The sequence below is a fragment of the Amphibacillus indicireducens genome, assembly GCF_039539605.1.
Taxonomy (GTDB): domain Bacteria; phylum Bacillota; class Bacilli; order Bacillales; family Amphibacillaceae; genus Amphibacillus; species Amphibacillus indicireducens.
The window spans coordinates 42,831-67,857 of sequence record NZ_BAABDL010000014.1 but is presented as its reverse complement, the minus strand read 5'-3'; the positions used below and the strand labels follow the sequence as shown (position 1 = coordinate 67,857).

17 protein-coding genes are annotated in these 25,027 nt (G+C 37.9%); 4 read left to right on the top strand and 13 right to left on the bottom strand.

Features of this window, described 5'->3' with window-relative positions:
- Positions 1 to 140 precede the first annotated feature (140 nt).
- A complete protein-coding gene (locus ABD814_RS01230; RefSeq protein WP_344909610.1) occupies positions 141 to 734 on the bottom strand; it encodes a nuclease-related domain-containing protein in 594 nt (197 codons plus the stop codon).
- Between the two features lie 759 nt (positions 735 to 1,493).
- Here ABD814_RS01230 and ABD814_RS01225 point away from each other — a divergent pair.
- Entirely contained in the window at positions 1,494 to 1,637 is a 144-nt protein-coding gene (locus ABD814_RS01225; RefSeq protein WP_344909609.1) for a YjcZ family sporulation protein, read from the top strand.
- A gap of 110 nt (positions 1,638 to 1,747) precedes the next feature.
- On the opposite strand, the gene ABD814_RS13280 is transcribed toward ABD814_RS01225, so the two are convergent.
- From ABD814_RS13280 to ABD814_RS01205, 5 genes are all read right to left on the bottom strand, one after another.
- Positions 1,748 to 1,870: an LPXTG cell wall anchor domain-containing protein gene (locus ABD814_RS13280; RefSeq protein ID WP_425549038.1), complete on the bottom strand. Its 123-nt coding sequence runs from the start codon at positions 1,868 to 1,870 to the stop codon at positions 1,748 to 1,750.
- Positions 1,830 to 2,576 (bottom strand): glycoside hydrolase family 5 protein, encoded by a 747-nt coding sequence (locus ABD814_RS01220; RefSeq protein WP_344909607.1) that lies wholly within the window; start codon positions 2,574 to 2,576, stop codon positions 1,830 to 1,832. The genes ABD814_RS13280 and ABD814_RS01220 overlap by 41 nt, the downstream gene beginning before the upstream one ends.
- 234 nt (positions 2,577 to 2,810) lie before the next feature.
- Positions 2,811 to 4,592, bottom strand: coding sequence for an ABC transporter ATP-binding protein (locus ABD814_RS01215; protein WP_344909606.1), 1,782 nt, complete (start codon positions 4,590 to 4,592; stop codon positions 2,811 to 2,813).
- Entirely contained in the window at positions 4,585 to 6,318 is a 1,734-nt protein-coding gene (locus ABD814_RS01210) for an ABC transporter ATP-binding protein (RefSeq protein ID WP_344909605.1), read from the bottom strand. Before ABD814_RS01210 ends, ABD814_RS01215 begins: the two co-directional genes overlap by 8 nt.
- An 82-nt stretch (positions 6,319 to 6,400) precedes the next feature.
- On the bottom strand, positions 6,401 to 6,865 hold the full coding sequence (locus ABD814_RS01205) for a competence protein ComK (protein WP_344909603.1): 465 nt from the start codon (positions 6,863 to 6,865) through the stop codon (positions 6,401 to 6,403).
- A gap of 626 nt (positions 6,866 to 7,491) precedes the next feature.
- Here ABD814_RS01205 and ABD814_RS01200 point away from each other — a divergent pair.
- The gene (locus ABD814_RS01200) at positions 7,492 to 8,475 is read left to right on the top strand and encodes an aldo/keto reductase (protein ID WP_344909602.1); all 984 of its coding nucleotides are present in this window, start codon (positions 7,492 to 7,494) and stop codon (positions 8,473 to 8,475) included.
- Between the two features lie 477 nt (positions 8,476 to 8,952).
- Positions 8,953 to 10,650 (top strand): methyl-accepting chemotaxis protein, encoded by a 1,698-nt coding sequence (locus ABD814_RS01195; RefSeq protein ID WP_344909601.1) that lies wholly within the window; start codon positions 8,953 to 8,955, stop codon positions 10,648 to 10,650.
- Between the two features lie 55 nt (positions 10,651 to 10,705).
- On the opposite strand, the gene ABD814_RS01190 is transcribed toward ABD814_RS01195, so the two are convergent.
- The 5 genes from ABD814_RS01190 to ABD814_RS01170 all read right to left on the bottom strand — a co-directional run bounded on the left by ABD814_RS01190 (position 10,706) and on the right by ABD814_RS01170 (position 18,600).
- Positions 10,706 to 12,079: an MATE family efflux transporter gene (locus tag ABD814_RS01190; protein WP_344909599.1), complete on the bottom strand. Its 1,374-nt coding sequence runs from the start codon at positions 12,077 to 12,079 to the stop codon at positions 10,706 to 10,708.
- Positions 12,080 to 12,792: 713 nt separating this feature from the next.
- Entirely contained in the window at positions 12,793 to 13,710 is a 918-nt protein-coding gene (locus ABD814_RS01185; protein WP_344909598.1) for an alpha/beta hydrolase, read from the bottom strand.
- A gap of 162 nt (positions 13,711 to 13,872) precedes the next feature.
- Positions 13,873 to 15,666, bottom strand: a complete 1,794-nt coding sequence (locus ABD814_RS01180) for an ABC transporter substrate-binding protein (RefSeq protein ID WP_344909596.1) — start codon at positions 15,664 to 15,666, stop codon at positions 13,873 to 13,875.
- An 18-nt stretch (positions 15,667 to 15,684) separates the two neighbouring features.
- Complete coding sequence (locus ABD814_RS01175; RefSeq protein WP_344909595.1) at positions 15,685 to 17,169, bottom strand: ABC transporter permease; 1,485 nt, start codon at positions 17,167 to 17,169, stop codon at positions 15,685 to 15,687.
- Positions 17,170 to 17,187: 18 nt separating this feature from the next.
- The gene (locus tag ABD814_RS01170) at positions 17,188 to 18,600 is read right to left on the bottom strand and encodes an ABC transporter permease (RefSeq protein ID WP_425549037.1); all 1,413 of its coding nucleotides are present in this window, start codon (positions 18,598 to 18,600) and stop codon (positions 17,188 to 17,190) included.
- A gap of 239 nt (positions 18,601 to 18,839) precedes the next feature.
- Between ABD814_RS01170 and ABD814_RS01165 the strand changes: the two genes are divergently transcribed.
- Entirely contained in the window at positions 18,840 to 20,549 is a 1,710-nt protein-coding gene (locus tag ABD814_RS01165) for an ABC transporter ATP-binding protein (RefSeq protein ID WP_344909592.1), read from the top strand.
- Positions 20,550 to 20,734: 185 nt separating this feature from the next.
- Here the strand turns inward: ABD814_RS01165 and ABD814_RS01160 are convergent, their stop codons facing one another.
- Positions 20,735 to 21,712 carry a LacI family DNA-binding transcriptional regulator gene (locus tag ABD814_RS01160; RefSeq protein ID WP_344909591.1) on the bottom strand — a complete coding sequence of 326 codons (978 nt, stop codon included), beginning with the start codon at positions 21,710 to 21,712 and terminating at the stop codon, positions 20,735 to 20,737.
- Positions 21,713 to 21,913: 201 nt separating this feature from the next.
- Positions 21,914 to 24,748, bottom strand: coding sequence for a GH32 C-terminal domain-containing protein (locus tag ABD814_RS01155; protein ID WP_344909589.1), 2,835 nt, complete (start codon positions 24,746 to 24,748; stop codon positions 21,914 to 21,916).
- Between the last annotated feature and the right edge of the window lie 279 nt (positions 24,749 to 25,027).

The window sequence follows — 25,027 nt, the reverse complement described above, 5'->3', positions numbered from 1 at the left end:
GCTCAAAATAAGGATCTGCGATTAAATTTTCCATGTGTATAAGTAAAAGTCAATATGGACAATGAACAATGCGTCTTACTTACTACATCAAGGTTTACTTGCTTATTTTTATCTGCGAAAGTTGAGTTAGTATAAAAGAGTTACTTATCCAGTTTCATAGTTTCTAGTAATGTGATTAATTCTGAAATTTTTTCTTTTGAGATTTTAGGTGTTTGATAAAATTGGATCGTTTCGTTAATTTGATCATAATTGGCGACTGATTTGTTGATTAACTTTTGCTCAACTTCAAGTTCAGTTGAATTCGAAAATGCAATAATCGGATAAAAATATTTTTCTTGCATATTTAATTCTTGGGCGATAGAACTAATTTTTGCTGTCAGATTTGCAAGCGGATTAGGGATTGTTTGCTGATCTTTTTTAGTTTGAATGATCCAGTTAGAATCAACTTGGTCGCCGGAAATTTTCCCATTAAATTTTTTACGTTCAATGATAAAAATACCGTATGTCGATAATACAAGGTGGTCAATTGTTTGATTAAGTTGTTTAAAGGGTACGTTTGCAATGTGTTGGTATGTCGTTTGATCGAGCTGTGCAATTTTTTCGATCAAATACTTGCTACTTACTTTCCTACTAAACTTAGTTATAGCTAGACTTAAAGCAACAATTACGGCAATAACGATGAAACCTTCTAGACCGAAAAAATATGAATCTGTCATAGTTGTTTTAGCTAACATCATAACGCCTCCGTTAAGTCTGTTTTTCTAATCATATCATGGAAGTCTATTTTTTATGTAAAAATACATTAAAATAATTTAATTTTTTTTGTTCATCCCGGTAGAGTAAATTTCTAAAACGAAACGTCAATTAGTTGAGTCTTGCTAACAGTCTTACATCAATTACCCCCTCCCATCGCAGACATTTGGCTAAGGATGAGCTGACGGTCTTTGAACTAAACCGTTTTTGCCCGAGTGAGGATCTGATTAACCACGATTGGTTAGGCGATCTGCTAATTATGATGCCGATCTCTGCCGATTAGCCCTTATTCGTTAGAGTTCCCCTTGATTATGATGCCGATCTCTGACGATTAGCCCTTATTCGTTAGAAATCCACTTGATTATGATGCCGATCTCTGCCGATTAGCCCTTATTCGTTAGAAATCCACTTGATTATGATGCCGATCTCTGCCGATTAGCCCTTATTCGTTAGAAATCCCCCTGATTATGATGCCGATCTCTGACGATTAGCCCTTATTCGTTAGAAATCCTCCTGACTATAAGGCTGATCTCTGACGATTAACTCCTACTCGTGCTAATTCTACCAATCGATATTTTTTTAATCCCACCCGTACTTAGAAGCTTTAGTGTTCTTCGAAGTGGCACTTAGCGACAGTTGCACGGTAATAAAAACATCACTGAAAACTAGGGTAATGTCCATTCCGCAAATGTAAGTCGGACATATACTAGTTGTGAAAAGACGAAAAGGAGGTTTTAATCTTGGGTAATCCAGGTGTTCAAGGTGGATGTGCAACGCCAGGTCCAGCTCCAACTCCAGGTTTTGGTGGCGGATTTGCACTACTGATTGTGTTGTTTATTCTGTTAATTATTATTGGTGCATCATTTGGTGGTTACGGCTATTAAGAACGGTTGATTTAACACCTCTTAAGGGGAATGAACTCTCCCTTAAGAGGTGTTATTTTTCAGGAAAGAAGTACACTTGGCTCAATCGGTCCATCTGAGAATCTTAAATGTTAAATTAACCTTTTCCTTTTAGTATAAATGAATCCAATTGTACCGATGCTAAGCAAAATCATCCCGATAACAAGGAAGTTACTAACGTTTGTTGCTGTTTGGGGCAATTGCGTAAGGATCATCTTTTTCTTCGAGCCAGCCAGATAAGCGATCCAAATAAATTTGATCTGAACCTGTGTGTAATGTTGGGATCACTATTGGGCGGGTTGCGTTATTACCTCCTGAGTTCCGAACAATCTGATAAAATCGGTCATTCAAATCGTCTAAATAATTGAGTGCTTGCACTTCACCGTCATCGTATGGTGCAAATCGTGGTTCGTTAATGCTTTCAAACATCAGATCTAATTCATAGTCTTGGAAGTGCTCGGCTAATTGTTGCCAAATTGCCTCGAAGCGTGCAACGGATTGTTCATAGTCATTGTTCATGCCCGATTCTAGCCAAACCCAAGAATCATGATGAATATTAATCATTACCTTCATGCCTGCATTAAGCGACCAATCGACAGTCTCAGTTACTCGCCCTAAAAAATCCGCATCAATTTGATAATCGGGCTCTAAATCCATCCGCTCGTCAAATGTGATTGGAATTCGAATACTCTGATAGCCTTGTTCGGCAATTGATTGAATCAGTTCTTCTGTGACGTATGGATTGCCCCATCCCGTTTCATCTTCACCGAGCGCGTCGAACGTATTGCCTAAGTTCCATCCTGGTTGCATTTCTGCAGCGTATTCCTCGATATCAAGTACTGGTTCCTCTGCAAATAGATTCAAACTAGGAATCAATAAAAAGAAGCAAAATAAAAATAACATCACTAATTTCTTTTTCAATTCATCATCTCCTTCTGATTTTTTCACACTTTAACAACCGAACGATGAGTCTCCTTTCTGGAATTGAGCTTCCAAGTTTAAGAAAACGCTTACAAATATAACGATAGCAGAATTCGTTCAGTCAAAAAACAGTGCTAATTAGTGTTCATTACCATTCAAAAGGAGCTAAAACAAAAGTTAGGTGACTTGTAAAAATAAAAAAGGACCTCTAGATCGAGATCCTCTCCTTTAAAATTAACTCGCAGTATCTTCAAAGTGTCCATTGTATAGTTCAAAGTAAAAACCTTTCTTTTCGAGTAATGATTGGTGACTACCGTGCTCAATAATTTGCCCATCTTTCATGACAAAAATCCGATCAGCATTTTGGATTGTATTGAGGCGGTGAGCAATCACAATACTCGTCCGACCGTGCATTAATCTGTTTAAGGCATCTTGAATTTTTAATTCTGTTACGGTATCAATACTGCTCGTTGCTTCATCTAAAATTAAAATTTTGGGGTCGGCAAGTAATGCACGAGCAATTGAGATCAACTGTTTCTGACCTTGACTGATTCCGCCACCTTCTTGACTCAATTTAGTTTCATAGCTGTTCGGTAACTTTGTAATAAAACTATCCGCATTGGCTAGCTTAGCTGCTTCAATCACCCCTTCGTCTGTTGCATCAAGGCGGCCATAACGAATGTTGTCTTTAATTGAACCATTAAATAAATACGGATCTTGTAAAACAAAACTAATTTTTTCTCGTAAAATCTGTCGAGTTGTTTTAGTAATATCGTAACCATCAATCGTAATCACACCTTGATCAGGATCATAGAAGCGGCTAATTAAACTGATGATCGTCGTTTTTCCAGCGCCGGTTGGACCAACTAACGCAATTGTTTCACCTGGGTTTGCACTTAAGCAAATATTATCGATTGTCTCTTCATCATCATCATATGAAAAAGAGACATGATCAAACTTAATTTCGCCTTTAATCTCGCCCCACTGTTCAGGTGCTGTGGTTTCCTCCTCATCTGGTAGATCTAAGATCTCAAAGACACGCTCTGCGCCCGCAATTGCAGATAGTAAACTGTTAAATTGATTGGCTAAGTTTCTCAGTGGTCGCGTGAACTGGCGTGAATATTGAGTAAAGGTAACGATCACACCGACTGTGACGATTTGATTCAGTGCTAGAACACCACCAACAAAAGCAATCAGTGCAAAGCTAACATTATTCAATGCATTTAATAATTTTGGGATAAAGCCAGTGTAGGCTTGAGCATAATAACCCGACTCTCTTAACTCACGATTTTTCTGTTCAAATTCTTCAATTGCTTTTTCTTCTTGAGAGAAAATTTTTACAACACTTTGTCCGGAAATAACCTCTTCGATATATCCATTTAAATCACCGATGCTTTCCTGTTGCTTACGGAAATACACTCTTGTCCGATTCGTAATCCATTTCATTCCGAAATATAAAACTGGAGTTGTTAATAAACTGACGACTGTTAATAGTGGGCTAAGGACGAGCATGAAAATTAATGTTCCAACGAGTGAAAGCACACTTGAAAAGAGCTCAATCACCGAACTGTTCAATGTCTCGCTGACGACATCAAGGTCATTAGTTAATCGACTCATTAAATCGCCTTGCTGACTTTGGTCAAAAAATTTCACCGGCAATTGATGGAGCTTGTGAAATAATTGTTGTCGCATTTGATAAATCGCTTTTTGTGAAATACCAACCATTAAGAAATGTTGTAACCAGGTCGATGCTGCCATTGTCAAATAGACAAGCGCTAATAAAATCAGCAAGCGCAACAATCCGGGTGGATCGTAGTCGATTAAATAATGATCAATCGCATATCCGAGTAAATAAGGCGCTAATAATGCCATAATCGTACTTGTGGCGACCAAAATTAAAATAAAGCCAATCATAAATTTTGCCGAACTCAAATAACTCCAAATTCGTTTCACTGTTAACCAAGGATTTTCTGGCTCTTCTGGTGCAACTTGATGTGATCTTCTCCGTTTAGCCATCAATATTCGCCTCCTTGATTGATTGTGATTGGTAAATTTGCTGATAAAGTGGACTTTTATTTAATAAGCTTTCGTGATCACCTTGGGCAGCAATTTTACCGTCTTCTAATAAAATAATTTGGTCTGCATGAAGTAATGTCGTTATTTTTTGTGTAATAATAAATGTTGTACATGATAACGCTTTAATCGCCTGCAAAATCTTCCTTTCAGTTTGCAGGTCAAGTGCACTCGTACTATCATCGAGTAATAAAATTTCAGGCTTTCTAACTAGAGCACGCGCAATTGATATACGTTGCTTTTGACCTCCTGAAAAATTCACCCCACGTTGTCCGATAATTGTTTGATAATGATCGGCCTGTGCCATAATTGTCTCATGAATTTGGGCAGCTTTTGCTGCTTCAATCATTTCATCTGCACTTGCATCCCGTTTGCCCCATTTAATATTCTCAGTGATTGTGCCAGAGAAAAGCCGGGATTCCTGTGGGACGTAGCCAATTTTTTCTCGTAATGACTTTAATTTAAGTGACTGTAGTGGTTGATTGTTTAATAAAATTTCTCCTTCAGTTGGGTCATAAAGTCGTGGAATCAGCTGAAATAAACTTGATTTCCCTGATCCCGTTGCGCCGATAACCGCAATCGTATCCCCTTTGTTGACTTGTAAATTGATCTGTTCCAGAACATTGGTAGCTTGGTTTGGATAAGCAAACGAGACATTGATAAAGCTGATCAGTGGTTGAATCGATGGTTTATCGTCTTGAACGGTTTGATCACCATCAAATAGATCGATCTCTGCAGTTAAAATCTCGTTGATTCGGCTTTTGGAAGCTTGGGCACGGGTGAAACTGTGTAAGATAAATGTTAACATTGAGATCGACTGCATTGTCAATGCTGAGTAATTAATAATCGCAACGACTTCTCCGACTGTAACCACACCACTAGAAATTTGAATTTGACCAAACCAAAGAATAAACAAAACACTGACATTCATAACGACTGTAATCGCTGGTCCACTCATTTGCATGAACCTAAGTGTATACATTGTTAGATCTCTCAATGACTTGCTCTCTTCAGAAAATTTTTCTTCTTCATGCTCACTACGTAGAAATACTTTGATCAGACGCATTGCTGTTAAATTTTCTCGCATGACATTGTTGACTCGATCAAGTCGACGTTGCACACGTCGGAATAAAATAATCCCTTTATGAGCAATCCAAGCAACAAATAGTGATAAGACCGGTATCGTAATGAGTAAGATAATCGCTAGTCGCCAATTGACCATCAGTGCTAAACTGATGCTTCCAACGATTCGAAGTGGTGCCCGACTACCGACGCGTAATAAACGATGGACGATGTTTTGTAGTTGGGTAACATCATTTGTTAAACGTGTGATTAATGAAGAGGTAGGGAAACGATCAAAATTCTTAAATGAAAAGTTTTGAACTTTTGTAAAAGTCGCTTGACGCAAATCATAACCGAATCCCTGACTGACGCGGGAACTGAAAAATGAATTTGTAATTCCAGCCGCAAAAGCAATGCTGGCAAGGATTAATAATATGATCCCCCAATATGTAATTTGCGACAAGCTATTCATTCGAATGCCAAAATCGATAATTCTAGCAATGATTAATGGTGAAGCAAGTTCAATGAGTAGTTCGACAAGCATCAACGAAAAAGCAATCATAATCGGAAGCTTGTACGAGGATAAAAATGAAAAAGCTTTTTTCATAATAAAAGAAACCCCTTTCAAAATCATTATACTGGATTCTATCTAAAATCGTAAATGATTTGAATGGGGGAACTTAAAGATGTTAATCTTTTCTAAAGTGCAATATATATTGATATAAGCATGAGCACAAGCGATCGATCCGTCGTTTCGAAAGGTCTACGCGTAATGACCGATTATTTTTAAAGTAAATCATTGAATAGTTATTACCATGTCTAATACGGATGATGTTTTTCGTGATAATCCAGATGCAGTCTTCGTGGTGTGGTGAATGGGTAGCGAAGGCGTATAAACCTTGTTCGGGATCGATTGGGATCGGTGGATTGTAGTGAATGTTAAAAATTGCTCTCATCGCATCAGCACGCCCCATGTAAGTCGATCCATACATAACACAGGCTTGATCAATGATTTTTAAACTCGTTTGCATTGAATAATATGTACGGTCAAGCGCAACAATTTCTGAAACAGCATTATACCTTTTAGCTGCTTGGATATAGCATGTTTGATCTGAAATCTGATACGTATATGATCTAAGGTCGATTTGACTCACCTCCCTTTGATTAGCTCGTAATAGTTAGTCCAATTTCAAAACACCTCCCTGACATTTAGTGAGTCTTACTACTTAGGTATTATAACTCATGTCAACAACAAAATCAAGTAATTGTTAAAAGAAGATATTAATGTAAAATAAATTAATCAGATCAATTGACGATTTGTAGTTAGGAAATTGATTAAAGCTATAGTAAAATATAAGCAAACTCAGTAGTGTTACATAAAAAATTAAGATAAAATCAAGTGATATGATTAACTCTAAGTAAGAGGATTACACCCGCAGCTGAGAGATGTTTCGCTTTCCTCGAAAATAAAGATCAATTTTCTTCGTGCGATGCGTTTTCGAAGAAGCTTTCCTTATCCTACGGGCAGGTGTTTATGGTGGGACGAGTAACCGCAAATGTCTTCGGTGGGACGAGTAATCGCAGTCCCAGTCCCAACGTCTAACTGACCCACATCCTGTGCGCCCGAGGCACGCCCGCGGTAAGCGAAATATTTTCCCGTAGCGGTTGTATTGAGCGATCAATATCCGTTATCTCAAACCACAATGATAAGACTTGACTTAGGAAAGAAAAGTTTATGCAATGCTACTGAAGCAAACTAAGCAAAAGTGAGGGATAGAGAATGAAGTATAATCGATTAGGTAAGACGGGTTATGAAATCAGTGAATTGAGTTTTGGTACTTGGGGAATTGGCGGTGATTGGGGAAAAACGGATGACAGAGAATCGATTCGCGCCCTTGAATTGGCGATCGATCGAGGGGTTAATTTTTTTGATACAGCAGATGTCTATGGTGGAGGCCATGCTGAAGCATTACTTGGTAAAGTAACTAAAGGAAAAGCAGATCAAATCTATATTGCATCTAAGTTTTGTCGAGCAGGTGATCTTCATGATCCGGACAACTATTCTGAAAAAACAGTGACTCAATACTTAGAGAATACGCTGAAAAGAATTCAGCGAGATACCCTTGATTTATACCAAATTCACTGTCCGCCATTTGAAGTATTAAAAGACGGCCGTGTTTTTGACGTGCTAGATAAATTAAAAGCACAAGGTAAGATACGTCATTATGGTGTCAGTGTTGAGACAGTTGAAGAGGGCTTGTTTTGCTTAAACAACGACAATATCAGTACATTACAAGTTATCTTAAATATGATGCGTCAAAAGCCACTGGAGACGCTTATTCCAGAAGCCTTAAGCAAAGATGTTGGGATTATTGCTCGAGTCCCTTTAGCAAGCGGACTATTGACAGGCAAATTTACTGTTGATCATCAATTTGAAGCAGACGATCATCGGAACTTCAATAAAGATGGCGATGCATTTAATGTTGGTGAAACGTTTGGTGGCATTGAGTTTGCAAAAGGCGTTGAGCTAAGCAATCAGTTAAAATGGATTGCTGAAGATCGTGATACGATGGCTAAGGCAGCATTAAAGTGGCTATTAGAACAAAGAGGTGTCTCGACAGTGATTCCGGGCTTTAAAAATAGAGAGCAAGTCGAGGAAAACTTAGGTGCGATTGATGTCCGTTCATTTAGTGAGGATGAGTTAGAGCAAATTAGCGATTTTTATAATGAAAATGTTCATGAAAATATTCGAGGTGCATATTAAAAAGAAGTTTCAAGCTCAATTTACTTGAGCCTGAATTATTCATGGTTTACCGCAAAGTAAGTGATAATGCTTAACTAAATACCTTTCATTTTTATGTTCGCACTCACTCACTTAAAAAGTGAAGGGGAATAATGCATAGTCATCTGAAGACACGAAGACTCCAGCGGGAAGAGGATGAGCCGAAGATCCACTTTTGTAGCGGTTTTTGCTACAAAAGTTAGCTAAGACCATCCCCGCGGAACGCGAAGTGTCTTCAGATGATGACCTCTCGCATAAATAATAAGGGTTGAAAAATTTACATTAAAATAAAAAGCATCTAACCCTATTTTTGATTGGGTGTTTTTTTGTCTATATCAACCGAATAAATGGAGTAATATTCCGAATGTGATAACTTGACTAGTCATGTTGATAAAAGCTTCATTTAACCGATATAAAATGTGAGGACTAGAAAGAAAGACAAGTTTAGGGGGAATTATAATGAAAAAACAGATAGGTAATTTTAAAAGTATTGGTACAAGGTTGTTTATAGGTTTTGGTATAATGATGATTTTATTTTCTGTACTTGTATTGATTAACGGGTGGTCAATGTACTCAAACAGCCTTGAAACAGAAGCATTGATTGAGGATGATCTCGAAATGCTAATTATCAGTGAAGATCTAGCAATTAACATGTTGGAACGAACGAATTATTTACAATCGTTTACTCTAACTGGAAATACAAGTTATCGCGATGCATTTGTTAATGGAATTGAAGAAAGTGTTGCTTTAGAGGAAGCAGCTTTGGCAAAGAGTAACTCAAGTCAATTAGAGCAAATTATTACTCGAAAAGTTGAATGGGGCCATTCGACAGATCAATTACTGGAGCTGGTTAACCAAGGAAATGAAGCCGAAGCAATTCGCCTTTTTGAAGATCAGATCCTGCCAAACTCAATGGCGTTAGTGAGAGAATTTAATGATTTAGCTAGTTTACAAGAGGATCATATTGTTAACGTAGGGAATGACATTGTTTTATCTTCGAATTATAGCACTTGGCTGAGCTTGATTATTGGCATTGTTGCGATAATCTTCGGTATTATCACTGCAATTGTCACAACTCGTGTTATTTCTGTTCCTGTTAGAAAATTGACGCATCGAATGTTAACAATTGCTGATGGTGATCTATCTAAAGCAATTGAAGTGACCGATCGCCGTGATGAAATTGGTCAATTAACCCAGTCGACGAATCAAATGGCAACAAACATGCGTCAATTATTAGCTGAGATTCAAAACGTATCGAAGACTGTGACCGAGCATAGTCATTCGTTAGCTGAAACGACAAACGATGTATCTGAAGGTGCAGAGCAGATTTCTGGAACGATGGAGGAATTAGCATCAGGTGCTGAGACTCAAGCGACACATGCATCAGGCTTGTCATCTGGTATGAACGATTTTGTCACAACTGTATCATCAGCCCAGCAGCTTGGCGAATCGGTTGAAAATGAGTCGAAAAATACGCAACAATTGACGATCAATGGTTCAAATTTGATGGAAAAGTCAGTTGAACAAATGCGAGCGATAGATACAATTGTGACTGAATCGGTTGAAAAAGTGATTCAATTAAACAATCAATCAAAAGAAATCTCAAACATTGTTTCAGTAATTCAAGACATTTCAGACCAAACAAATTTACTCGCGTTAAATGCATCAATTGAGGCTGCCCGAGCGGGTGAGCATGGTCGAGGTTTTGCAGTTGTTGCTGAGGAAGTGCGTAAACTTGCTGAAGAAGTGGGGAGCTCTGTGCAAGATATTACCGAAATTGTTTCAGGTATTCAAACAGATTCAGAGATTGTTAAAGTATCGCTTGAAGATAGTTATGAGCAAGTGCAACAAGGAATGGGTAATATTGAAGGGACGAATAAAACGTTCCAGCAAATTGATGATTCAATTCAGCAAATGGCAAGCAATATTCATGCGATTACTGATGAATTGACAACAATCCTTGGAACAAGCCAAACACTATCTGCTTCGGTTGAAGAAATCGCGTCAATTTCTGAGCAGTCTGCGGCTGGTATTGAAGAAACATCCGCATCTGCCGAAGAGGTAACTAGTTCAATGGAAGAAATCATGAGTAGCTCAAGCGACTTAACTAAGTTAGCGAATCAACTAAATAACTTACTCGGACAGTTCAAGATATAATTTTTAGAAACAGTCGCCTTTAAAAATAAGTTCTAATAAAAAACCAAGCACAGTTTTAATGTGCTTGGTTTGTTTGTTCTACGACGGCTTTGCCCATCCATCTTTTACCTCGCCAGCGTGTCCACATAATGATTGCTCGTATCCATTCATCGACTAACATCGCAATCCAAATACCAGGTAAACCAAAATTCAAGGTGATGCCTAAGAAATAGGCGAGTGGTACTAAGACACCCCACATGACACAAATTCCAATTATAACAGGGAAGCGGGCATCGCCAGCTGCACGCAAGGCGCTAATAATGACTAAGTTTGACGTCCGTCCTGGTTCTAAAATTAGACCAATGATTAAAATCACTGTACCAAGTGCGATAATATCAGGATCTCTGGTAAAGATCATGAAGACTTGACGACCAAAGATCGCTAGCAGTGAACCGACCGACAAAGCAACGGTTAAGGCAGCGCGTACGCCGATAAACATACTGCTGTACGCCTCTTTTTCTTTACCAGCGCCGACGAGTTGACCAATAAATATTTGCATCCCTTTAGAAATTGACATTGAGAAAACGGTCATTAATGACATTAAGTTTTGAGCGTAAACTCTTGTTGCGAGTGCTGTAGCTCCTAAACTAGTAATAAAGACAGTAATCACGATTTGACTAATATTATAAGAAAGCTGTTCCCCTGCAGCAGGTACACCAATACCGAGAATTTTCTTCAAATAGGATAGATCAAATTTAAAGAATGCCTTAAATGGTAATTTTGTCGGTAATCTTTTTAACAAGATTGAAAATAAGACAAACATCGCTACAAATCGGATCGCGGCTGTTGACATTGCGACTCCAGTTACACCAAGTTGTGGGAAGCCGAATGCTCCGAAAATAAAGACATAGTTAAAAAACACGTTTGTAACATTCATAATAATGACGACGGTCATGACATCTTTTGTGTGCCCCATTGCTTGCAAAATCGCCGAAATTGTCAAGACGATTGCTTGCGAGAATAACGCGCCACCAACATAGAGTAAATATGTATTTGCATAACCGAAAAGCTCTGGCTCTAAATCAAATAGATTAATAAATTGAGTCCGTAAACTGACGACGACCAAACTGACCATCACACCAAAAACTAAGTTGACCATTAACGCATGTGCGATCGTTTTTTGAACGCCTTTAGGATTGTTAGCACCAACATATTGACTCACAACAACAGCAGATCCCATTGCGGTAAAATTAAATAAAACAAATGTAAACATCATAATTTGGTTGACGACACCGATCGCAGCCACAGCTTCATCTGAGATAAAGCTGAGCATAAACGTATCAGAAAAACGCATAAATGTCTGTAAAAATGTTTCGATCATAATTGGCCATGTAATAAGAAAGAGCTGTTTTCCAGGAGAAATTTTTGTTGTATTCGTTAAGCGATCCACTATTTATTCACCATATTTCTATTTAGATATAAAAATAATTATACCACGATCTTAAGTGAAGTCTCGCTTTTGTTTCGTATTTCGAAATAATTTAAAGACTGTCTATACTTTTTTGAGCTAAGGAGATTTAAGTTCATTGATTTGTTGCTTTATTTAACGAAGGTTTTGTAAAAAAATAATAATCGTCAGAGACCGCCCTCATAATCAAGGTGATCTCTAACGAATAGGCGGTAATCGCCAGAAACCGCCCTCGTAATCAAGGTGATCTCTAACGAATAGGTGCTAATCGTCAGAAACCACCCTCGTAATCAAGGTGATCTCTAACGAATAGGTGTTAATCGTCAGAAACCGCCCTCGTAATCAAGGAGATCTCTAACGAATAGGTGGTAATCATCAGAAACCGCCCTCGTAATCAAGGAGATCCCTAACGAATAGGTGTTAATCGTCAGAAACCACCCTCGTAATCAAGGTGATCTCTAACGAATAGGTGTTAATCGTCAGAAACCGCCCTCGTAATCAAGGTGATCTCTAACGAATAGGTGTTAATCGTCAGAAACCGCCCTCATAATCAAGGAGATATCTAACGAATAACATCTAATCATGCGCAGTGTCATCGATTTTTTGCTGAAGAGGTAACGAATAGGATTTAATCGTGAGTGATCCGATTCATCCCCTCAGTGAGTGAAGCTTTCTGAATCAAATAAAATCTTCCCTCAAGAAATAACTTCAATCATCCAAGCTAAGATGTCTCTCATGACTTGTTCGCGATTAATTTCAAATAACATTTCATGACGTCCTTCCGGATATAGCTTTAAGTCAATCGATTTGATCCCATGCTTTTGATACTGCTTCACGACTCGGTGAACGCCTTTACTGTAATCACCAACAGGATCGGCTGTCCCGCTGAATAATAAGATAGGCAATGACGGATTAACTTTCGCGACTTGACTTTGTTGATGAATTTTCTTAAGGCCATAGAGGAGGTCATCATAAAATTTCGCGGTGGAAATAAACCCGCAATACGGATCGTTCTCATAATCACGTACGGATTGAGAATCACGGGAAAGCCAACTTTCTGTTTCAGCTAGGCCTTTACTGTATTGGCCAAAACTTAATCGATCCATTAAAGGACTTGCTGTTTTTGGACCGAGTCGCTTGACTTCAAATTTCGCTAATAAGCGACCAACTTTGCCGACCAAGCCTTTGTCAAAGCCTGTACCTGATAAAATTACAGCATCAACCGAAGTTGGATAGCGTTGAATATAGCGCCTAACTAAAAACGAACCCATACTATGACCGAGTAAAATGATCGGGAGGCCTGGGTGCTCAGTTCGGATCATTGCAGTCATTTCCCACAAATCATCAACAGCACGTTCAAAACCGCCTTGTTCTGCAAAGTAGCCCATCACGCCCATTCTTGCCCCAGTTTCACCGTGACCCCGATGATCATTTGCGTAAACGATCAATTGATTTTCAGTTAAAAATTGAGCAAATTGATCATAACGCTGACTGTGTTCGGCCATTCCATGGGCGATTTGAATGATTGCCTTAGGTTTACTTGACTGATCAGTCCATTTTCTAATAAAAATTTTCTCGCCGTCTGACTGAGTGAACCACCTTTTTTTGCACATCTCGACACACTCCCGTTTTTTATGATAATAATCTAAGTATAACAGTTTGTTTAATTAGAACTAATCAATTTACTGTTCAATTGAGTCAATCTATTTAAATTGATATTAAAATTAAGAAAAAACCCTTGAGTCATCCGCTCAAGGGTTCAGTTTTACGAAAGGTTAATTTGCTTGTTCAAGTAGTTCTTGGACTTTTGCTGGGTCAGCTTCAAGTGTTAAGCCGGTATTGACTAACGGGCTAACAGTTGAGATTGCTGGCATTTTGTTACCTTGATAGAACGAAATGAATTCATCCTGATTAATTGAATAAAGGACTGCCTGACGTAACGCTGTGTTTGTTGAAACCTCACGCCCATCCATATTAAAGTTCAAGTATGCAACCGCATTACTCTCATTTTGTTGTAACGTTAAGCGCTCATCTTCATGAACGATGTCATAACGGTTCTCAGCAACGCCATTGTAAACATGAATTTCATTGTTACGTAATGCTGACAAGGCTGTTTCAGGATCTTGAATAAATTTAACGATCACTTCAGTCATTCGTGGTTCATAATCTGATCCAACCATATAAGCTGGATTTTTAACGAAGCGAGCTTCATAGTCATTTTTTGACACCAAGATGTATGGGCCACTTGCATAAAGTGTATTCTCATGCTCGCTATCTTCACTAACTGTTCGCTGATCACCGTAAGCAATATCTGTATTCACATCATAATCTTCAACATTATACGTGTTAATACTTTCAACTTGTTCTTTTGAAACAATACCTGCTGATTGGTGAGCAAGGTAGTTTAGTACTTGTGGGAACGGGTTATGTGTTGTAACTTTTACTACTTGATAAACACCATTACTGTTATCAGCTTCAGTTTTATCAGCTGTTAGTTCAGCAATCTCGGTATTTAGATTTTCCTCTAATGCTGCTTTAACTGTAGTTCCTTCATTTGTAACAGCCTCTAACTCAGCTAAATCTGCTACAATTTCAACTGTATCGATGCTTTCATGTAAGCTATATGTTCTGTGATCAGGTACTGAGTTACGATCTTTTGCTCGTTCGAGAGAGAATTTAACATCTTCTGCACCAACACGAACTCCTGTATTAACAGCAGCATCACCTTCAACAGCAGCGAAGTTAATGTCATCACGTAAAACAAAGTAGTAATCTTGATTTCCTTCTGCGATCACATGGTTTAATGATAATGAACCATCTGAAACCACTTGGTCATCGTCAGTTAAGTTCACTAATCGAACATACATATTTGTATTTAGTGTATTAATTGAACCATCATTTCCTTTAATCGGATCAAGTGATGTTAAATCACTTAGCCCTTGATGGACAAGTAATGGTTCAGTGTCACGTAAGTTTGTATCAGTAAAGTCGTACATTTCCCAAACAGCTGCTCGAGATTTTGGTAAGCGAACGGTTGATTCATCAATAATCTCGTGGTTGACTGCTTGTGCTTTATAAGAAATGTATAAAGGTAAAACATATGCTTGATCGAAAACGATATGTTGCTCTAATTCAGTGTATGTTTGCTGATAATCTTCAGGCAACTGTGTACTTGCTAAATCAATCAGACGGTCAGCTTCATCATCAGCGAATAATGTGTTGTCACCATCTGATGTAAATAGTGAACGAACAGCGTAATCAGGGTTACCTGTAACTGTTGTCCAACTATTTACTGCGAGGTCATAGTTTCCAGCCTCTTTTTGGGTCGTATAGCTTCCACGATCTGGTTGAATGTTCAACTCAACATCAAAACCATTATTCGTTAGCTGATCGCGAAGAATATTTAAATCATCCTCACTCGTACTCATTCCTAAGATCTCAATCGTTGGTTTTTCTGCATCTGCCGCTGGTGCCGTATCGCTGTCACCTTGTACGTCAGACTCTGTACTGACACACCCTGCAATAAACAGGCTCAAAATTAATAGTAATCCGAAAGTCAATCTTTTCATTCTGTTTCCCCCTAAAAATTAATTTAATTTTGGATCTAATGCGTCGCGTAAGCCGTCGCCTAAAAAGTTGAAAGCTAACACGAGTAAAATAATTGCTAAACCTGGAAAAATAGCTAAATAAGGTTCTGTTTCTAAATAGCCACTTCCTATTCTTAACACATTTCCCCATTCAGGGATATGCGGTTCAACACCTAAACCTAAAAAGCTTAAACTACTTGTTGCGATTACAGCACTACCGATTGTTAATGTTGCTCTAACAATCATCGGTGCAAAAGCATTTGGAATCGCATGTTTTAATAAAATCACCAGATCGGATTCACCTAAAGCTTTGGCTGCTTCAATATAATCAAGATTAGCAACCATCAAGATGTTGGCACGCATCGTTCGAGCATAAGTAGGAATTGATCCGATACTTAAGGCGATAATTAAATTGATTGTGCTGGAACCAAAAGCTGCAATAATTGCAATTGCAAGCAAGATTCCCGGGATTGCATATAACACGTCAAGGACGCGCATGATCGACTGATCAATTGAGTGATTGTAAAACCCAGCGAGTGCTCCAAGAATCCCACCAATCACGAGTGGAATGAGTGTCGTTAAGAGTCCAACGACTAGAGAAATTCGAGCACCAAAGACAATTCGAGAAAAAACGTCACGGCCAAAGTTATCTGTCCCAAACGGAAAAACTAAACTCGGTTCAGTTAAGAGATTACTATAGTCGTTGACTGTTGCAAATCTGGTGACGAATGTGCCATAACTCGTAATCGATAGTGAAAGAATAAAGACAATAAACAAGAGCCCAATCATGGCGGTAAAGTTTTTAATTAATTTAACCCAAAAGAAATGCCATTGATCAATTTCTGCTTGATCTCGGTTTGAACTTTTTAGCCAGATGCTATAAGCGAGGATCAAGCGGAATGCATTCCCGGTAAAACTCGTGATCAATAGTATGAGCGCAAGCCACTTTCCAACTGTTTTGTAGCGTTGATCGTGTTGATTTTGTTTACTTAACAAGATGACGATCACGATGTCGAAAACAAGTAATCCGCTTAAAGTCCCGAGCGAAAGGAGAAAAGTATTTGATACGTATGGTTTAAATATGTTCAGTAACGTGACGCCAATAATTAGGAAATCAGTGATTAGCATATAGTATGCGAATGTATAGTCAATCGATCCGTCAGATTTTAAGAGCCGGAAAGCAAAGCTGGCGGTAAAAATATTACCTGTAAAAATTGAGATGATTTGCAGAAATGCCAAGCCACGCGTTTGTCTTTGGACGGTACCAGTTGTTAATAGATCACGTTTTAGCTTGAAAATTAATAGCAATTGATACAAGCTAATGACGAGGTAAATGAGTGTTAAGATGATAAAAATTGGACGCCAAGTTCCCGTGCTACTGTGATAACTATTAAATGAAAATAGTAAACTTAACGCAAGTGAGATCACAAAGGCAAATGTGCCATGTTTATAAAGTTCAGATTGCTTTAACGCAATACGATTCAATTCGCACCACCTCCTTAATTAACCCTCTTTTAATTGGGAGCGAATTCGTGGATTTAAAAACGCATAAAGTAAATCGACAATGAGATTAACCAGTGATATTGTGATTGCAATGTAGACAACACCTGCTAGAATTGCCGGTATGTCAGGAATAAATTGCTTATCGACAATGTAACTCCCTAACCCTCTAATATTAAAAACTTGTTCAGTAACGGCTGCCCCACCAAGCATTGCCCCAAATTGAAGCCCGATTACTGTTAAAATCGGTATCCATGCATTTCGTAAGCCGTGACGTAAAAAGACTTCTCGGCCAGATAAACCTTTTGCTTTCGCAGTCATCATATAATCTTCGTGCATCACTTCAAGCATTGAAGCACGCGTCATTCGAGCAATTGCCGCTGCCAATCCAGTCCCTAAAACAACAATTGGCATAATGAGCGAGAGTGGATTGTTCGGTGAGTACGTGGCCGGTAGTAAATTACCTCTAATTGAAAAGGTCAGAATAAAGATTAACCCTTGCCAAAAACTCGGAATTGATAAACCAATTAAAGCTAAGAACATAAAGCTGTAATCCCAAAAAGAATTCATTTTTGCCGCTGAAATCATCCCGATTGGAATGGCGATCACAATCGCTAAAAACAGTGATGAGATTGCCAGTGTCAATGTGACTGGGAAACGATTCGCTATGCTCGTCATAATCACTTCATTTCCTGTATAGGATAAACCTAAATCAAAAGTTAAAAAGCCTTTAATTGCTCGACCTAATTGCATCAGGTATGGTTGATCAAGTCCGTACTGGTAATTGAATTCGATCCGTTGCTCAATCGTTGCCGTTTCTCCTAATATATTTGCTGCCGCATCAGATGGAGAAATATAGAGGATCGTAAAAACGATCACGATCACAGAAATGATCACAAAGAATGTTAGGACAATTCGTTCAAAAATAAATCGGACAAAGACATTTTGATAAATGAGACATAAACTATATAAAATAAGTCCAGGAATGATTGTCAGGATGATAAATGTTTTGTTGGCTAAAAGTGTTCTGAAAAATGTTAAATAGCTGATTTGTTCATGTCCTTCTAAAGCAAGTGCTTCTTCTGCATTTTTTTTAATTTGTTGGTCAGCTTGTGCTGTGATGAATTTATCTTTAGCTGACTGATTGCTCGACCTGTTAAAATAAGCTTGTTTTCGATCATATTGGTTTTGATAATTTTCAATTAATCCCCGATAGCTATCGGTTTTCTTTAATTGCTCGATTTTTTCGTTTAATAAAGTTTGATAGTTTGCTGATTTTTTTTCGAATGAAAACAAAATCAAACTAATTAAATGAATAGGTGCACCAATGATCCATTGAAGCCATCTTAATAAGCGGTGGCGATGGATGGTGTTAAAGCCTTTGGTGAGCTGGTTTTCACTTTGCAAGGTGGTCACACCTCCTTTAAACTTGATAATTCCTATTAGTTTAGTATACAATAGCATAAATTAGATTATAGAAAGATTTAGCCGTGATGTCAAATGATAAAGTGAAACTTCAATCATTTACTAGTTGAACCAATCGGGCGGTTACTGTCAGTTGATCTCCCACTTGCAATTATTGGTGTTTTTTCAAATTCCTAAAGTGGGAGACTTACTGACAGTTGCACTGCGATAAAATTACAGGGGCGTTGATTATGGAAAATTTGTTAACAGTAAAAAACTTGGCCGTTGCTTTTCAATCGAGTCAGCACTATCTCCAAGCGATTAATGATATTTCTTTTTCGGTTCGAAAAGGAGAGACGCTTGGTATTGTCGGTGAATCAGGTTCTGGAAAGAGTGTGACAGCAAAAACAATTATGCAATTGTTACCTTCTCAGTCTGCCCGAGTAACAGCTGGTTTAATCGAATATGAAGGCAAACCCATTTCAACATATAATGAAAAAGAAATGGAACAGATTCGTGGACATGAGATCAGTATGATTTTCCAAGACCCGATGAGTTCGTTTAATCCAACGATCAAAATTGGCAAGCAAATTGATGAAATGAGTATTAAACATCGCAAGCTTTCACCTGACAAGGCGAAGCTAGAAACACTGAACATGCTCGAACTTGTTGGGATTTCACATCCAGAGGAACGGTATCATCAATACCCGCATGAGTTCTCAGGTGGAATGCTCCAGCGAGCGATGATTGCGATGGCATTAATTTGTCGACCAAAACTGTTGATCGCTGATGAACCAACGACCGCACTCGATGTTCGGATTCAAGCACAAATTTTACAACTGATGAAAAAACTCCAAGAGAAATTTGCTATGAGCATTATATTAATTACCCATGATTTTGGTGTGGTTGCTGGGATGTGTGATCGGGTTGTTGTGATGAAAGACGGTGAAATCGTCGAGGAAAATGATACACTGGCGATTTTTAACGAACCTGCCCATCCATACACGAAACGATTGTTAAATGCATTACCAAGAATTGATCGACCAAGAACAACTCACTTACCAAAGCAGTTTAACAACAGTGAACCACTCGTCGATGTTCAACGACTTGAAAAAGTCTTTCAATTAAAATTGGGTGGAACCGTTCGTGCAGTCGATCAAATTAATTTTAAGATTCGTCAAGGTGAAACGTTAGGTTTAGTCGGGGAATCCGGATCTGGGAAATCGACGACAGGACGTCTGTTACTGCAACTGCAGAAAGCAACCGACGGTGAAGTTTTGTTCGAAGGAATGGGCATTCATCATTTTAATCGGAAAGAGTTGAAGGTGCTCAGACGTGATGTGCAAATTATTTTTCAAGATCCACAAGCGTCATTGAATCCAAGAATGAAGGTGCTTGATATTATCGGGCAGCCACTTGATATTCATAAGCTCTATCGAACGAAAAAGGAGCGCCGTGAACGGGTTGAGGAGCTGTTGGAGTTGGTTGGTTTGGAGAAGGATCATGCCAATCGCTATCCGCATGAGTTTTCTGGTGGGCAGCAACAACGGATCGGGATCGCACGTGCGTTAGCGGTAAAACCGAAGTTTATTGTTTGTGACGAGCCGTTATCGGCATTGGATGTTTCAATTCAGGCGCAAATAGTTGAGTTGTTACAAGATCTCCAACAGAAACTTGGCTTAACTTATTTGTTTATTGCTCATGATTTAGCGATGGTAAAGCATATTTGTGACCGAGTTGCCGTCATGTATGATGGGAAAATTATTGAACTTGCCGATAGTGACGAGCTTTATTCGAACCCAATTCATCCATATACGAAGTCATTGCTTGAAGCGGTACCCGTACCTGACCCAACAGTTGAAGCAGAAAAAATTCGCAACCATAATATTAAGTTGCAGCATTATACGTTTGAGAAAAACAGTTTTGAAGAACAGGCACCAGATCATTGGGTGCTTGTTTAGGATTTATGGATGTTAAGAGGATCTGATCTTAACAGTCTTTACTGAAATGACCGTACAGAAAAGTGTGAGTCGTGAATAATTTAAGATATAAAAATATCGCTCATGAGTCAGTTTTAACACTGATTTGTGAACGATATTTTTTTAAAAATAAGTTGAGCTATTTGAGCTTATCTAGAATGATATCATTATTCTCTATTTAATGTTGTTGCACCGGGAACAAATTGTACGGGTAAGATAGTGCGTTGGGCAACTTCCTTATGTTCAATTAGGTTAATTAACAATTCAACAGCTGTTTTCGCCATTAATTCGATTGGTTGCGCAATGCTAGAAACGAGATAAGGTGCATATTCTGAGTATCTTTGACCATCAAATCCAATAACTTGGATATCCTTTGGGACTGATTTGTTTATTCCATTCAAAAAATGAATAACATCTAGAGCCATCGTGTCGTTAATAGCAAAAACGCCGTCTATTTCTGGATGTTTATTGAAAAAAGCAGATAATTGATTATCAAGATCTGTGACCGGTTCGCGCATATCCAATACATGATAATGAATATTTTGCTTTTTACATTCTGATTCAAATGCCTGTCTTCTTTTCTTTGTTTCATTGACAACCGTTTGATGCCCTCCAATAAAACAAATAGATTGACAACCACGTTTTATTAATTCTTGAGCAGCTAGTATGCCACCCGCTTCATTGTCAGCTGTCACATAAACTACCTCTTCTGAGAAGTGGCGATCAATACTGACGAAAGGGAGACTGCTTGATATATATTGCTCTATATGAGAATAGGTGATCCCTATTATACCATCGACTTTATTTTGCTTAACCATTTGAATATACTCATATTCTTTCTCGGAATTGTGCTCAGCGTTACATAAGAGTAATTTTAAACCGTTTTTCTCTAAATACGTTTCGATATGATGGACAAATTCACTAAAAAAAGGATGCCAGATTGTCGGAATAATTAGGGCAATCGTGTTTGTTCGATTAGACTTTAATCCTCTAGCGTACGTATTGGGTTTATAATTTAGCATTTGAATAGCCTTTTCCACTTTTGCACGAGTCTTTTCCGTTACACTACCATTATTAAGTACACGTGAAACGGTTCCGATTCCTACCCCAGCTTGCTTAGCTACGTCTTTAATTGTGACTTTCATTTATTAATCCCTCTACTTATTATTTATTTTTATCTATTCTTTAGTATAGAAGATAAATTTGAATTCTTCTAGCCTTATCGTTATCATTAATTAGAAAAACGAGATAAATGTTTAAAAAAGCAAACACCTTCACTAAAAAATCTCAGTAAAGGTGTTATTCTTTAACATGTTAGAGTGGATTAGATTTTAATTTATCAATATCTAAGATTTTTTCCGTTTATAGCTGTAAAGAGTCAATATAGTACCAATAAGCAGGACCAACGAACCGATTAATAAATAATTATAAACCGATGTTGCTGTTGCTGGTAATCGATCTTCTTTATCATCAGGATCATGATTTGTTGCTGAACCAGATTCTGATTTAGTATCATTAGAACTTTCACCTGATCCATTACTTATTGAATCTTCTTCTGAAACACTGTCCGATCCATCTTCTGTTTCGGTAATTTGAGATTCTAAGGCATCTATACGAGCCTGAAGATCAGCAATTAAATCAGAAAGGTTTTCATCATTTTCCTCTAGATTAGCAATTTTGATTCGAAGTTCATTGATAACTTGTTGAAGATCTGCGTTATTCTCTATCATTGCTTCTAATTTCTCTATCTGCTCAGTCAGTATGCGAATCTTCTCGTCTAATTTGTCATTACTATCACCGTCACCATCATCAATTACATCTTGTTTAATCATAAATTGAGTAAATTCAGCTTGGGTATTTTCGTTAATGATTCCGATACTCACCTCATCATCGATTTCAATGTCACGCTCAAAAACTAATATATTATTAAAGTAGAATAAGAAGTTATTTCCTACCCTCTCAATCGTCAGCTTTTGAGGTTCTGTTAGGTCTGTGTTGCTAGGCAAGTCTATCCCCTCCCAGCCGATGTCATGAGTTTTATATTGAGCATTTGTTTCAAGTTTATTGATATCATTATTAAAGAAACCTGAAATTAAAGAACCTTCTTGATCAGCAATATTAATTCCGTATTTAGGGAATCCTTCACTACCTTGGTCGATCCATTTAATATTTGTTGAAACAGTGAAATCACCTGTGATGATTTCTTTTCGATAAATATTTGTCCATGCTTGACCACTTCCTGAATGACTATAAATATGGCTATCATCAATAATATCCCAGTTACCAGACATATTACCATGAAACGGGGAAGGACCCCAACCATGCATATAGCCAGGATGACCTTCATCCCAAACAGTAACGTTGACTACTTTTGTTGCCTCACCTGTTGGATGAGTTATTTCAATTGTTGTTTGTCCAGATTGAAGTGCATGAATGATAAATTCATTAGTTTCTAGCCGTTCTATTTGAACAATTTCTGGATTTGCTATCACCCAATCAAAGTCTTCTTGTGATGTGAACCAATCAGGTTTTAATTGAGTAATTAATTTTGTACTTTCATCAACAGATAGGTTGATATTCTCTTGATTGGCAACAATTCTTTCTAGTTCATCATCTTCTACTTCTGGTCTCCAGACAGAACTTAGATGATGTAGTTTAAGTGATTCGACCTCAAGCTCACCACCAACTGCAAACAATTCAATCCCATTGCTTGTAGGTTCAGAATAGATCAGATTGGTAAAGACAATTTCCCCATCATTAATGAAAAGTTCAACGGATGATTCGTCCACAAATCCTCTAATTATGATCTCATTACTATTTGGATTAAGCTCTGCATCAAATCTTTTACCAAATTGGTGAGTATTACCATCGCGATCAATTAGCTGATCAAGTCCTGCATCTGTTCGATCAAGATAAACTGTATTGGATTTTAAATCTACTCCAACAACCGTTTCTTCTTTCTCAGACTGACGTAATCGAATACCAAACTCATCTAGATCATCCCATGAAGCAATAAGTTCGAATTCATAAGAGATGCCAGTAAAATCTATTGATTTATCCTCGTTGTTCAAAGTAAATGAATCGAAGTGATGCTCCGTTGCCCGAATACGTTCTATTTCTTTAATAGGTTCTTGGAATAAACGAACATCACCATCGCTGTTTGTTTTAAGTGATAATTCTCTAGGAATAGACATTGAGCCCATCCATGGTGATGTTGGTGATTGATAAGGATAGCGCCAATTTGCCATCCAACCTAACCAGACACGGCGACCTTGTGATTCTTCAACTTCATTAAAAGATTGACCAGCGTAAAAGTCCCTTCCATAATCCGTATATAGGACTTCTTCCGGTTCATTACTATTTGTAAAAGTAGATCCATCAAAGTCACCAATAAAGTATTGATTCGTTGATCCGTCTTTTATTGGATTATCGCCGATACTCAAAGTCAGCACCCATTTTTGGTTATCTACATCCCCATCAACAGCAAGTGGGAAGAAATCTGGTGTTTCCCATACGGCTATGTGGCTGCCATGCTCAGTTTCATCTTCATCGATGCCAAAGACACTTTGATATTCCCAGTCTAGTAAATTTGATGAATTGTAGAAAGTAACGGTTTTATCTGTGGACACAACCATTACCCAACTTTCACTATCCTCATGCCAAAATACTTTAGGGTCACGGAAATCACGTTTTCCTGGATTTTCAATGACGGGATTTCCATTATAACGCTGCCAATTGCGTCCGTTGTCTTTACTATAAGCAATGCTCTGTGCTTCTCCACCTTCTGTGCTTGTATAAATAGCTACCATTCCAGGTTCTTCCTCGAAGAGACCTGATGTATTATTCCAATCGATCACAGTAGTACCTGACATGGCTTGTCCCATTTTATCATGTTCTAAAGCGATCGGAAGGTGTTTCCAATGTAATAAGTCATCGCTGACTGCGTGTGCCCAAGTCCCCATTTTTTGGTGAAATAAATGGTACTCATTATTAAAATAAATAAGTCCGTTCGGATCAGCAAGTCGTCCTTCAGGAGTTGAAAAGTGATACTGTGGTCGATAGAGTTCTGTGTAATAATCTTTAGTTTTTGCTGTTGTTAGAAATTGGTTTCCTTGGTTAACAGCAAGTAATCCAATAATAACCAGCGCCATAATTAAAGCTTTTTTTAGATGTTTTTTCATTTGATTTGATGACCTCCAGAATTTAAAATTTTAATAATAAATATTAATAAAGCTTTTTTAAATTTATCATCCTCATTTCTATTGTTAATGAAAGGGCGAAACAAGACGCCTTTTTTAGTACTATCAAAAAAACCATTAGATTTCATGAATGATAGTATAGTAATGACTACAAAACGAATAGCAGTGATGTGAAGTAAATTAACAACAAAACGGTATCGTTTCCAAAAAAACGTTAAATAAATAATGCTTTTCGTTAAAAACTATATAGTTATATGACAT